Annotated in this window: 1 protein-coding gene; it reads left to right on the plus strand. The window is 68.7% G+C overall.

Going from position 1 to position 13,493, the window contains the following annotated elements; genetic code table 11:
• Positions 1 to 14: 14 nt before the first annotated feature.
• Positions 15 to 13,487, plus strand: coding sequence for an Ig-like domain-containing protein (locus tag IT182_00210; GenBank protein ID MCC6161758.1), 13,473 nt, complete (start codon positions 15 to 17; stop codon positions 13,485 to 13,487).
• Positions 13,488 to 13,493: the final 6 nt, after the last annotated feature.

Here is a 13,493-nt window from a genome sequence, read left to right on the forward strand (position 1 = left end):
CGCATCCGCTCGACATGAGACACAAGGGACTGACCGCCGCCATCCTGCTGTTCCTCGCGAGCCTCGCGGGGGCCGGCCATCAGGTGCGCCTTCAGGCGGGCGCACTGACGCTTGTCGATCCTGGCCGCGTGTCGGCCGGCGTGCTGGTCAATCTGACAGGTACGGGGTTCGCGACAACGGCAACGGCCAACGACGTCACGTTCACGCCGGCGGGCGGCAATGCGGTGACCGTGCGCGCGTCAGCCATCGCGACGGTCAACGCGGCGCAGGGCATTCGCCGCCTGTCCGTCGCCGTTCCGGCGCTCCCGCTGGGGCAGGCGTCCATCCGCGTACGCAACACGACGACCGGTGAAGAGAGCACCGCGGCGTCGGTCTCGATCGTCAGCATCACGCCGTCGGTCACCACGCTCCAGCAGGGTGAGTCGCGCGAGATCGTTGTCACGGGCTCGCCCGCCGCCGGGTTCACGTCGGGCGCTCGCGTGGCGCTTGGTGCGGGCATCACCGTCGGCGCGGTGACCGTCGCGTCGCCGACGAGCCTTGTCGTGCAGGTGTCCGTCGCGCAGAACGCGGCGCTCGGCGTGCGCAGTCTCGACGTCACGTCGCCAGGCGTCCTCGCGCGGGACAGGAGCATCAGCGTTGTCGCGCCATCGGCCACCAACGCGGCGCCGACGGTGAACGCCGGATCCGATCAGGCCGTCACGTTGCCCGCGGCCGCCACGTTGAACGGCACCGCGAACGACGATGGGCTGCCGGCCGGCAGCACGCTGGCGTTGCAGTGGTCGCAGGTGAGTGGGCCTGGCACCACGACGTTCGGCGCGCCGACGAGCGCGAGCACGTCCGCGACATTCTCGGCAGCCGGCACGTACGTATTGCGTCTCACGGCGAGCGACGGGGAGCTCAGCGCGAACAGCACGGTGACCGTCACCGTCACCGCGGCTCCGCCGGAGAACGCGGCGCCCACGGTCGATGCCGGCGCCGACCAGGCGGTGACGCTGCCCGCTGCTGCCACGTTGAACGGCTCCGCAAACGACGATGGGCTGCCGGCCGGGAGCACGTTGGCGTTGCAGTGGTCGCAGGTGAGCGGGCCTGGCACCACGACGTTCGGCGCGCCGACGAGCGCGAGCACGTCCGCGACATTCTCGACAGTCGGGACTTACGTATTACGTCTCACCGCGAGCGACGGCCTGCTGAGCGCGAGCGACACGGTGACGGTCACCGTTGCGGAACAGGGCGGCGGGGGCGTCGATCCGACGCCCGCCAACCGCGCACCGGCTGTCGACGCCGGCGTCGATCGCGTCGTGACGCTGCCCGCCGGCGTCACGCTCGACGCGCAGGTGACCGACGACGGCTACCCGGCACCGTCCGCGTTGCAGATCACCTGGGAGCAACTGTCAGGCCCGGCGCTGGCGACGTTCGCCACGCCGACCCAGGCATCGACGGGGGTGTTCTTCCCGAACGCCGGCGTCTACGTGCTGCGCGTCAATGCGAGCGATGGTGACCTCTCGTCGTCAGACGAAGTGCGCGTCACCGTCAATCCGGCCCCGCAACCCGCGAACGCCGCGCCGGTCGTCACGGCCGGCGCGGCAGCCACCATCGTCCTGCCCTCGCCGATGGCGCTGAGCGCCACGGTGACCGACGACGGCAGGCCGGCGCCCGCGCGCATCGTCGTCACCTGGAGTCAGGTGAGCGGTCCCGGCGTTGCGGTGATCGCCGATCGCGGCAGCGCGATGACGAGCGCGACGACCACCGTGGCCGGCACGTACGTCTTCCGCGTGACGGCCGACGACGGGGCGCTCGCCGGATCGGCGGAGATGACGGTGGTCGTGCAGCCGGAGCCGCCGCCCGTCAACGCGCCGCCGACGATCAGCGTGGCGGGCGATGCCCGCGTGACGCTGCCCAGCGCCGCGATGCTGCGCGCGACGGTCGCCGACGATGGCCGTCCGACGGCGGCGCCGCCGGCCGTGTCGTGGTCGAAGGTGACCGGACCCGGCGTGGCGGTGTTCGCCTCGCCGGCCGCCGCCTCATCGGCCGTGACGTTCTCGCAGGCAGGTACTTACGTATTGCGCGCGACGGCCAGCGACGGCCTGCTGTCGGCCAGCGCCGACGTCACCGTCATCGTCGACGCCGCGCCACCCACCAACACGATGCCGCGCGTCGACGCGGGCCCCGACGTGCGTGCGGTGATGGGCACGCCGCTGCCGCTCGTCGGTCAGGTGCAGGACGATGGCCTGCCGAGCGGGTCGTCGCTCTCGACGCAGTGGTCGATGGCGATCGGCCCGTCGACGGTGTCGTTCGCCGCCGCGGGCAGTCTCGCCACGACGGCCACCTTCGGCATGCCTGGCCGCTACGTGATCGAACTCGTCGCGAGCGATGGTGAGCTCGTCGGCAGCGACACGCTCGTCGTGAACGTCGTGCCCGCGGAGGGCGACGACCTGCTGGCGCCCGTCATCACGCTCGACGGCCCGACGCGCGCGCTGCCAGGCACAGAGGTGCGCGTCACGGCGCGCGTGTCCGATGACGTGGGCGTCACGCGCGTGACGTTCGTCGTCGATGGCGAGCCGCGCGATCCCCAGACGACAGCGCCGTTCGCCACGCTCGTGCGCCTGCCGGACGTGGCGGCGCCGGGGCAGATCGTGCGCGTACGCGCGACGGCCGAGGACGCGGTCGGACACGTCAGCGCCGACGAACTGGCGATCGCGATCGCCTCGACGCCCGACGTCACGCCTCCGGAGCTCGATCTGCGCACGCCCGAGGCCACGCGGCCCGGCGACACGGTGACGGCGCTCGCCCTCGCCTCCGACGAATCAGGGATCGCGCAGGTCGAGTTCTTCGTCGACGAAGTGTCGGTGGGTGTCGACACCGATGCCCCGTACGAGTGGGCGTACGCGGTGCCGGTGTCGAGACCGGCGGGCCCGCTGGCCGTCCGCGCGGACGCCGTCGACAACGCGGGCAATCGCGCGTCGGTCACGCGCGTCGTGCAGGTGACGGCCGACGCCGATACCACCGCGCCGACGGTGTCGGTGTTCGCGCCCGCGACAGCGTTCGGTGGCGCGACGGTGCAGGTCGAAGCCGTGGTCACCGATCCGGGCGGCGTCGCTGGCGTCACGTTCTCGGTCGCGGGGCTGACGATCGACGATCTGCGCAAGGCGCCGTGGAGCGTGCCGGTGTCCGTTCCCGATCTGCCTGTCGGCACCACGCTGCAGGTCACCGCCGTCGCGCGTGACTTCTCCGGCAATACCGGCAGTGCCTCGGCGACGATCACGATTGTCGATCGGCCGATCACGGGCGTCGGGCTCGTCACCGGACGCGTGTTCGACGATCGCTCGGGCCTGCCGCTGGCGGGCGCGCGCGTGGCGATCACTTCTGGTGTACCCGGTGGCCCCGTCTCGTTCAGGCGCGACATCATCAGCGACGCCGCGGGCCGCTATCAGGTGGACACGCCGGCGGGCGCGGTGCGCGTGGTCGTCCAGTTGGACGGCTACGTGCAGACGACGCGTATGGTCGATGTCGCGGCTGGTGCCATCGCGTCTGTCTTCGACGCGCGCCTCACGCCGCGCGGCACGGCCGTCCCCGTCACGTCGGCGGCGGGTGGCGCGCTGACGTCGGGCGCACATCGGCTCGACGTGGCCGCCGGGGCCGTCGTCGGATCGGCGGCGCTGACGCTCGCGCACGTGTCGGGTCAGGGACTCACGGCCCATCTGCCCGCCGGATGGACGCCTGTGGCCGCGGCGCACGTCGGGCCCGACGCGCAGGCGTTCGTGCTGCCCGTGTCGCTGTCGATGCCGCTCGACGTGGCGGTGCCCGCCGGACGCACGCCCGCGCTCGTGCAGTGGGACGCTGTTGCGGAGCAGTGGCGTGTCGTGGCCGATGCCGTCGCCGTGGCATCCGGTCGTATCGAGCACGGCGTCACGCGCGGTGGCCAGTACGTGGTCGTGCTCGCCGACGCGCTGCCGCTGGTGCCACCCGCCGCGGTGACAGGGGCGTGGCTCGCCGGCGTACCGCGGCCGGAACCGAGCGACAGCGTCACGAGCGCCGTGACGCCGGATCCGCGCGTGCTCTTCGCATCGCCAGACGCGCGATCGATGGTGACGGGCACCGTCACGTCGGTCGCGCCGGTGACCAGCGGCCTGTTCCTGCACGCGGCGCTCGACGAGACGTATGCGTTCGTCGACGGCGAGCGGTGGCGGCCCGTGGGTCGATTGCAGGACGTGGTGCTCTATCAGCGCCCGGCGGCGCCTCTCACGTCGGAAGCGACGGTGCCAGTCGGACCGTCGCGCGCGTTCGATCCGCTCTCGCTCCAGCGCGGCGTCATCAGCGTCGAACTGCGCATCCCGATCGCGCTCACCGGCGGCAGCATCGTCGGCAGCGGTGGCGGGACGGTGCAGGGAGACGATGAAGTCGAACTGGCGATTCCGGCCGGCGCCGTCGATGCCGCCACGCAGATGGCCGTGCGCCGCGTGCCCGTCGAGTCGCTCGGCCTGACGCTGCCCATCGGCGTGACGGCGCTCGACGCGATCGACGTGCTCGTGACGAGCCTCACGCAGCCGGCCAGCCTGAGCCTGCCCGTGCCCGCGGGGCTGACCGACGCCACGCGCGTCGTCGTCGCGCGCCTCACGGAGATCAACGGACGATCGGTCTACCAACTCGCGGGTCTTGCCGCCGTTGTCGGCGGCCGCGTGCAGGTGGTGCTCGAGGCCGGCGGACAGCCGACCGGACTGCCCGGGATCCGCGCCGCCGGCACGTACGTCCTGCTCCAGGCACCGAGTCCGCTCGGCTTTGCCGCCGGTCGCGTTGTCGATCCGGTTGGTGCGGCGGTGGTCGGCGCCGTCGTGACGCCGAGCACGCTGCCCGTGGTGTCGGTCTCGACGGCGGCAGGCGCGTACTTCGTCGCGGCGCCGAATGGCGCGGTCGTCGTGGCCGCGGCTGACGAACAGCGCGGCGATCGCGGTGAGCGGCCGGCGTTCCTGCCATCGCAGACGGTGACGCCGCTCACGCTCACGATCGTGCCCGTTCCGCCGCAGATCACGGCGGTGCGTCCGGCCGGCGACGCGCGTGGCGTGCTCGTCGACGACCCGGTGACCGTCACGTTCTCCGAGCCGATCGCCGCGAGCAGCGTGACGGGCGCCGTCCGTCTCGTGGGTCCTGGCGACGTCGACGTGCCGTTCACCACGGCGCTCACGCGGGGCGGCACGGTGCTCGAAGTGCGTTCGGTTGCCGCGTTCGAGACGGCGTCGCGCTACGTCCTCACCGTCTCGACGGCCATCACCGACCTGGCGGGACACGCGCTCCAGTCGGCGCTGACGAGTGCGTTCAGGACCGTGGATCTGTCGGGTCCGGAGGTGCCGCCGCCGGGCACCGTCACCGCGTCGGTCCCCGACGCCGGTGGTCGCGTCACGGTGACCGGTGCGCCGGGCACGGCGGTCCCCGGCACGCGCGTGTTCGTGGAGAACATGACGCGCGGCACGAGCGCGCTCGCGCTCACGACAGCCGACGGCAGCTTCGCGACGGGTCTCGTCGCGTCGGTCACCGATGTCCTGCGCGTCCGCATCGTGGACGAGGACGAGCACGCGACGATCGTGGCGATCGAGACGATGCGGCAGCAGAACCCCGACGGGTCGGTGTCGCAGGCGGTGTCGGCGGCGGGTGGCGTTGTCGAAGGACCGGAAGGCACGCGCGCGTCGATCAAGCCGGGCACGTTCCCCGCGGGGACCGTCGTGACGATGAAGGCCGTGCCCGTGGCCGACTTCCCGCGGCAGTTGTCCGAGGCCGAGCGCGTGAACTTCAGCCTGGAGAAGGCGATCAGCCTCGACTTCGACGGCGCGACGCCGGCGCACTACGTGGACGTCTCGTGGCCCGCGGGGCCGGAGGACAAGCCGACCGATCAGTGGGTGCTCACCGAGTCGATCTTCGTCAACGGCGAATGGGCGATGAACGTGACCGACACGGTGAAGTACCGCGACGGTCGCCTGACCACCGCGTCGCCGCCGTGCCCGGGCGTGACGGCCGCCGCCGTGTACGGCCTGCTCAAGTCGACGGTGCCGTACGGCCTGAACTACGCGCAGATGTATGCCGACGGCCGCTACAAGCTGAAGATGTCGATGGAGGTCTTCCAGAGCGCGCCCATCGCGATTCCCTACTCGGCATTCAGCGTCGAGTTGCCGAAGGTCGTCTGCTTCCCGGCGTTCGTCGGGCGCATGTCGATCACGCCGAACACGACGCGGGTCACTGTGCCGGGTGATGCCCTGCGGCCGGCGGACACGGCTCTGGAGGTGGAACTGAAGGGCCGATCCGCGCCGCTGCGGTTCGAGCGTCGCGTCGCCCCGTTTCACCTGCGCGTTCACGGCTTCAGGAACGATGCGTTCACCGTGTATGCCATCGGGCCCGAGGATCCGACCGGGACCAAGGTGCACGCGACGCGCTATGACAACGAGCGTTCGTTCATCGATGTGAACGAGGCCGACAAGCAGACGATGGACTTTCGCTTCGAGTCGTCGGGTGTCGCCTCGCCCGTCACGCTCGTTGTCGATCCCGACATCATCAGCAAGCCCGTGACGGCGTTCAAGGTCGTGGCCGTCAGAGCGAACGCATCCCTGGTCGCGCTGGTGGACGACCAGAAGATGACGGTCAACGTGCCGGGCGCGGTCGCTGACGTCGTCGCCGTCAAGGCGGTGACGCCCCATGACTACCTCGGCCTGGTGGACTTCGACCTGCGCCGCGATGTGCCGTTCATGACATTCCAGGCGGTTGGTCCCGGAAACCTGGTGCTGCGTGCATCGCCCGGCACCATCGATCCTCCGCGCGAGGAGATGGGCGGCGTCTCTGGACCCGCGAGGACCCGCCTCTACCTGGCGTCCGACGAGGATGGGTTCGGAGGCATTGACATTCCCTCTCAGGCGATCGTGCAGGGTGGCCTGGAGTTCCCGTTCGACGGACCAGAAGGCGCCACGTACAGAGTCGTCACCGAGTACGACACGCGACCCCCCTATGCGGTCGAGCTCCCGACCGTGAAGTACGTACTGCGGAACGTCAACACGGGGCAGATCCTGAAGACGATCTTCGGCCAGGCACCGCCGCGTGACGAACCCGTCGAACTACCGCCCCTGACCGACGACGACGTCAGTCCCACGCTGCTGTCCGCGCCGTCGAGGATGGACACGTTCGACCCAGCAGGTCTGCTGACATTCACGTTCTCGGAGTCGATGAACGTCGAGAGCGTCCGCAAGGCGATCGCGGTGATGTCGGGCGACGAGAAGGTCGCCGGGCAGGTCCGGATCTCGGACCAGAACCGGGTGGCCACGTTCGTGCCCGATGTGCCGTTGGACCTCGACAGGCGGTACACGGTCACGGTGAGCGGGGCACTGGACCTGGCCGGTAACACGCTCGCCGAGCCTGCGACGTTTCTCGTCAACACGTTCCAGCCGCGGTCGCTGTCGTTGCCCGACGCGGAGGAGACACCGACGGGCCTCTTCAAGGACACGGCCTGGTTGTTTCGCGACGACGGCACGCAGCGGAAACGACATCTCTTCGCCGTCCTTGGCGGCTCGCGGGACAACGTGCGGTGGCTGGACGGGACCGACCCGGCACGCCCGGTGTCGCGGGGGCTGAACACGGGGACGGAGAGTCTGCAGCGGATCGCGGCCATCGACACGGATCGGTTGCCGGCACTCGGGGCTGGCAGGCAGATGCTGCTGGCCACGACGTACTTCAACGTCAATCGCAGCGGGGTCCAGTTCTTCCGCGCTTCCGAGCCGGGTTCTCTCGACTACATGGGGGGCATGACCCTTTCGAACAGCCTGGTCGACGTGGCCGGATACGCACGCGGTGTGGTGCTGCACGAAGTGAGCTATGGCGTGGTGGCGATGGTCGCCGTGGAGAACCACGGTGTGATGGCTCTCGGCGTGACCGATGCCATCGCCGGTAGCGGGCGTGTGCGGACCACCTATCCGATGCTGCGCGTCAAGGACATCGCTCGATACAGGGACGGCGTAGTCGCTGTCGGTTGGGATTCCGACAACAAGGGCAAGCTCGTGGTGCTCGGAGAGTCGCTCAACGAACTCGCCGTTGGTCCGACCCCCGCGTTCGAGTCGCTGAGGCCAACTGTCGTCACGGTGGGAGAGGGCGTGCACATCGACCTCAATCGTGACGGCGAGCAGCAGGCAGACGAACGGATGGACATCGCCGTCGTCGGCACGCAGCAGTCGATCGTGGTCGTGCGGATCTCCAAGGCCAACGGCGAGCCCGACGCGTACCGATTCATGGACGTATCGGTCGACGGCGTCGTCAAGCAGATCGAGATCGACCAGGAGCGTTCGCGCGCGATTGCGCTCGTCGACTCGGGATCCGGTACGTTCCTCAAGATCGTCGACCTCGCTCGCGGGGAGATCGACCCTCCCGACGGCCAAGCGGATCCGCGGATCATCTACAGCCGCTCGTATCCACAGGGTGCCAACGGGCTGCGCCTGGACCGTGACACGGGACTTCTGTACATCTCGACGCCCTCCACGCTCGATACATGGCTCGTCGCCGATCGCTGCTGCGATCTCGGTGTCGAGTTGACCGCCGACCTCGACAAGAAGGCGCGCGGCGTCGTCTCCGGCAGTCTCGGAGACGTCCTCGCGAAGGAACTGTCGGCCATCAAGCGCGGCGTGGTGCTCGGACTCGCGCGTGCGGAACAGACGTGCCCTGGGTTCGACGTGAGCAAGTTGCGCCTGATCGAGTCAGGCAGTTCGGCATGTCTCTGGGCCGCCGATCCCGTACGTGCCTGCGGATCCAACTACCAGCCGCTCGTGAGCGATCACGACATCTCCACGTTCATGCCGGACGAGTGGTACCAGACGCAGGTCCCCGATCCGAACTGGGACGGCGAAGGCGAGCGGGCCTCGGTGTTGCTGGCCGGGTGCGTGGTGGCGGGCCTGAGCGACCCGTTCATCGATCCGATCACCGAGCAGCCTCGGGCGGTCGGCGATACCGGCGTCGTCTTCAAGGACATCTCGTTCATCCCCAACTTCTCAAGAGACCTCGAGAACATGGAGTACCGCCTCGAGCGCACCATCCAGGGACTACCCGGCGACGCCGACAACGACCTGGCGATGGGCCGTCAGTTGCTCGCGATGAAGCACCTGACGGAGGCATACGGCGTGGACCTACGGGGGACCGAGGGCTACAAGCCCGCGTACGCCGCGGTGATGGTGGACGAGGCCGAGTTCGAAGCCAGGTTCCGCCGGTTCCGCGAGGTGACACGCATCTCCGAAGCCGAAGGGTACGAGTGGGGCGTGCTGATGGAGTTCATGCTCGCCAAGGCCAAGGTGTACCTGCGCTTCCGCGGCGCGAGCGACGAGCGTTCCACCTTCCACGATCTCTGGGTGAAGCAGTACCACACGGCGGCGAAGGCGGGAATCCGCGCTGCGGCCGCGCGCATCGTGGCGCATGCGCCGTCTCGCGACATCTTCCTCAGGCTGCGCCGCGAGGAAGGCAACGAGGCCGACGGCCTGAAAGTGTTCCGCAAGGACGCCTGTCTCATCTACCAGAGGTCCGTGCGTCCGTCCGAGTGGCCATCGAAACCGTGTGGCTCGATGGAGGAGTACGTCGCCGCGACGGCGGTGCGTGCCATGGCGACGGGGCTCTTCACGGAAGCGGAGGTACTGCAGATCAATGAGTTCTATCGGGTGAAGGCCGACGAGCAGCCGATCGTCACCGAGCGCGAAGCCGACAAGTTCATCGCTGACGTGGACCTCTTCGTGGGCCTCACGAAGGTCCGGACGTGGCCCGTGTACCAGACGGCCGTTGCTGGCGATCCGCGTGCCTCGGAACGAGAGGCCAATCGTGTGTATGCCGAAGGGAACGGTCCAGGTGGTCGGGCCGCGTCGGGCGGACGCATCGTGGAGGTGCTCCGCAACACCAAGGTCACCGTAGCTCCGAAGGTCTACAACCGCGGCTTCATGAGCGCACCGGACGTGTACCTGCGCGCGTACGTCGCACCTCCGGGTGGGGACGGGGCACTCGGGTGCGTGGGCGAGGACAGTGAGGGAGACGATCCCGACCCCATGCTTCGCGACAGGTGCCGAATGGCGCTGAATCTCCCTGGCGGTTCGCTCATGTTCCCCGCGTATCGCCACGCGACGACGGGCAAGTACATGCCGGTGCCGACGAGCCGATCCATCGACGCGTTTCCGATCAAGGTAGACCAGCGTGCGTGGGGACAGAGAGGGTACATCGCCTTCACGCTCGACCTCCCTGAGCGGTCCGCCAATGAGGCCGATCGCACCAACAACGTGGCGGGTGCGTTCTACTACATCCTCAATGCCTTCGGCGTTCCGCCGGACCTGCCCGCAAACGTGCCCACGCACGTGAACCCGTCGCTGCTCGCGCCGGATCCGTACTGCCTCGCGGCGCCGCAGTTGACTGTCACGCAGTCTGTCGTGCTCGACGGACAGGAGCACACCAGCCCCGTGTCGGCATATCTCGGGGCGAGCTACACGCTGCGCGTCGCCGTGACGAACACGGGCGGCACGCCAGTCGACAACGTCCTCGCCGGTACGTCGCTCAAGGGCAACTACGTCAGCGTCGGAGGGATCGCTCCGGGCGCCACCAAGGTGCGAGACGTGCCGATGCTGATGCCGTCCGAGCCGGCGAATCTGGAGTCGGTCGCGACGGCGATGGCGCCGGAGATGGGCATCTCGACGGCGTCGATACTCAGGATTGGCGCGCGGTGCGAGCCGATGATCGCCGAGCTGGAGCCCAACCCGAATCCGCTCGTCTCCAGGGTGAAGATGGGCGGCCGTGCGGTGCGTCACTACATGGCGCTCCATCCGACCACGCTGGCGCCACTCCCGAACGTAGCTGTGACGTTCGTGGGCGACGGCGGCACGAGCCTCGACGGGTACACGTTCGTGTCCGACGAGAAGGGCCTGTTCACGACCGTCGTGGCGTCGAGCAAGAACCCGATCGCGGGGATTGCCATCCCCGCGCGGAACGAGACGCGTCTGGAGACGTGGACACTCGCGTCCGTCAACGGACGGGCGCCGGTGTGCAACGCCGAGAAGACGTTCTCCGTGCAGTCGCTGGGGACGTTCCCCTACCAGCCCAGTATCGAGGCGGGGGCGGCCATCAGCGTCGGCCTCAAGGTCTTCGGCAAGGGGCTGTCGGCCGACTTCGGTGGCGCGTACCGTGTCGAACTGCCGTCGACACCGCTGAACCTGGATCCGGCCGGAGCCGGTCGGACGACGATCGAGCCGCCGGTCGAGAACATTCAGGGCGTCACCTGGGAGCGCAAGGCGGAGGTCGGCATCAGTGGCGATCTCGGCTGGGAAGGGGTTTCGGCCTCCAGCGAGTTCAATGGTGCCCAGTGGCAGGCCAAGGGGCTGTCGTTGAAGGCCAGCGGCAAGGCGTCGGCCACGCAGGCGTACCGCTACCACTTCGCCGCCAATCCTGCGAACTTCGGCACGATGGGCCTGGACTGGCCGTTCCTCGTGTTGTTGTTCCCCAACATGTCGGAGGCTGACGCATCCCAACTCAACTCCCTCTTCAATTTCGGCACCGACCAGTACATGAAGAAGGCGCTCGAGCAGGAGATGGGCCAGCTCTTCGATCCGGAGAAGGCCTACCGCGAGTACCGGAATGCACGCGTCGCAGGTCTCGCGCTGAGCGCGGAAGCGGTAGCCGAGGGCTTCAACGGAACGATCGATTTCGTGGACAAGTCGAGCGGCCCCAAGGGCGAGGAGAACAAGACGTCTCCGTTCTTCAGCGAGCAGGCGGGCGGCACCGCCTCGGCCTCCGTGGCATACGAGAAGTTCGAGCACCTGATCCCGGGGCGGGTTGTCGACGAGGACGTGCCGACTGACCTCGTCCACACCATCGACATCCAGGGCAAGTACGACTGGAAGTCCAGCTACACCACGAGCCTCGAGAAGGCCAAGGGCGAGATCGACGGGAGTGGCGCGCCGGATGTCGCCAAGGAAAAAGTCGTCGACTACCTGAAGTGGGTGGAGAGCCGGCTGTCCAACAGCGAGACGGGGGCTTTCGACGGTGGCATCCGCTTCCGCGTGTTCGCTCGACCCCGCGAAGGCCGGTATCGGCTCTACAGGCTCGAGGTCGGGTTCAAGACCACCAAGACGTTCGGCTACATCGCGGATCCCGACACGCCTTCGGCCGACACCGACGATCAGTACCGTCTCAACTTCGTCGTCGAAGACAAGGACGGCAAGGACGGGACGGCCGCTGACGACCAGGTCGAACAGGCGCTGTGGCGCGTCATCGGCAAGACGGGCGCCTTCGTGCAACTGCTGTCCGATGCCGAGAAGAAACGCACCAACGACTTCCTGAACGGTCTCGGCTGGAACGTCAATCTGCTGGCCGAACAGCCGTCTGTCTTCTCGGCGCAGGACCTGTACGACAACTTGATCGCGTTCGTCCGCGCGTTGTTCGACGTTTCCGAAGTGGCCACACCGGCGACCAAGACCTACTTCTACGAGGAGGTACGTCGTGGCAAGGGTGAGACCACGGACCTCGGGGTCGGCGCGCGTGCGGCGAAGATCGGCTTCTCCGTCTCACCGCTCAATCTGGAGTACGTGACCACGCACGACAGCGCGCGGGGCGTCATCGTCGGCGGGAAGGGATACCTGCTTGAGGACTACTCCGGCATCCGTGTGAATCCGCCGGACGGCGGCGCGATTCTCTCGACGATCATCGCCAGCCGGCTCGATCAGGTCTATCAGGGCTTGGGAGAGCTGCTCCGTAAGGGCTGGGAGGAGACCCCCGAAGGACAACGGAAGAGCACCATGGCGGAAGTCCGCGCCAGCAACTCCATCGACGCGAGGCTGATGCGGGTGTTCTCGATCGGCGTCGAGCCGGTCCCGGCACCGTCGCGGCCCGCGCCCTACAGGTCCAACGCCGACGCCTATCCGGCCGGCAAGCCTCACTACGGTGTGGGCGACGTCTACGTCGTGCAACCCACCGCGCCGCTGTCCGGTCCGGTGACGCTCTCGTTCACGTACGACGACGCCGAAGTGGCAGGCATCGACGAGAGCACCCTGCGGCTCTATCAGTTGACAGGTGCGCAGGAGTGGACCCCGGTACCCGCGACGATCGACCTCGCGGCCAATCGCGTGACGGCGTCGGTGACGCCGCCGGGTGCGTACACGCTCGCGCCGCGCATGCCGGCCGGTGCCATCACCTGGAGAGTTCTCGCCTGGAACAGTGGTTCCACCAGCACGACCATCACGCTGGAGGGCACGGGCGTCAAGACGAACGACGGCAGTGCTCTCGCGCCGGGCACGTTGATACACGTGCAACTCACCGACGTGGACGAAACGACAGCCACGTTCGGCACCGCCGACGCGTCGCCCCAGCCGGGCCACCAGGTCCTCGCCGACGCGAACGGCCGCTTCCAGGTGGTGGTGACGGTCCCCGGCACGGACAAGTGGCTCGGCGTGCGCGGGTTCTCCGACATCGGCACGGCACTGGGGACGGCGAAGGTGGTGCGGCCATGAGGATGC

The organism is Acidobacteriota bacterium, assembly GCA_020845575.1.
Lineage (GTDB): Bacteria > Acidobacteriota > Vicinamibacteria > Vicinamibacterales > Vicinamibacteraceae > Luteitalea.